The organism is uncultured Jannaschia sp. (assembly GCF_947494055.1).
Taxonomy (GTDB): Bacteria; Pseudomonadota; Alphaproteobacteria; order Rhodobacterales; family Rhodobacteraceae; genus Jannaschia.
The window spans coordinates 1-933 of sequence record NZ_CANLTR010000141.1; the positions used below are offsets into that span (position 1 = coordinate 1).

Annotated in this window: 1 protein-coding gene; it reads right to left on the reverse strand. The window is 74.3% G+C overall.

The genetic code is table 11. The annotated features are described in order from the left end of the window. Window positions 1–933 (reverse strand): BID domain-containing protein (locus Q1A87_RS23535; protein WP_299657284.1); only part of this gene is annotated, 933 nt, incomplete at both ends.

Below are 933 nucleotides of genomic sequence, written 5' to 3' on the forward strand. Positions count from 1 at the left end.
CGTCGGCCCTACGGCCTGCGCCACCCGCTCGGCCTGCGCTCGCGCTTGCCGCGCCGCACGTCCCGCCAAGAGCCCCGTACGCCCGAGGAGCAGCCCGAGTTGCACCGGGTCGCTCTCGATCCGCCGCGCCGCCGAGGTCGCCCCGTGGGTGACCACCAACTCGTCGAGCCGCGCCCGGGCCGCGTACGGATCGCGGTAAGCGCCGCGGAGATAGGCCTCGAGCGCCGCGCGCTCCTGCCCCACCGCCGGGTCTGCCGCCACCGCCGCGGTCCGCACGCCCGCATCGATCCGGTCGTCCGTGATCCGCGGCGGGATCAGCCAGCGCGACGCGGATGGGGCCTCGTCGGCCGGCTCCGATCGGGACGTCGGCCCCTGCGTCTCCGGATCTGCGCCCGCGCGCGACTTGGCCGCCGCGTCCAGCGGTCCCGGAACAGCCGTCTCCGTCCTGCGCTCATTGGTTCGCGCGACCGGCTTGATCGTCTTCGCCAGGCTCTCCGGCGCAACCGCTTCCGCCGGCCCCGCTTCCGACCTGGCTACCGCCGGCCGCAGCGCCGCCGGCAACTCCTCTCGCGTGGCCCAGGCGATCGAGGCCGCCCGCACCTCACGCCGGCTCATCTGCCGCGCCAGCTGACCGAGATCGGTCGCCGTCTCGGTGGCCGCGAACACCCGCGTGCTCTCGCGCTGCCGGGTCAGCGCCACATAGGACGCGGCCTGCCGCCAATGCGCCGAGTGCAGCAGGTAGGTGTGGTCGATGGTCTTGCCCTGCCCCTTGTAGATCGTCCCGGCATAGCCGTGCCGGAACCCGGCGAACTCGGCAGCCCGCCAGCTGACCTCGCGCCCCGGCTCTTTCCCCACGCCGTCGAGCCGCGCCGTGATCCGCCCCGTCTCCGCATCGATTCCGGTGATCACCCCGGCATTGCCGTTCCAGAGCCG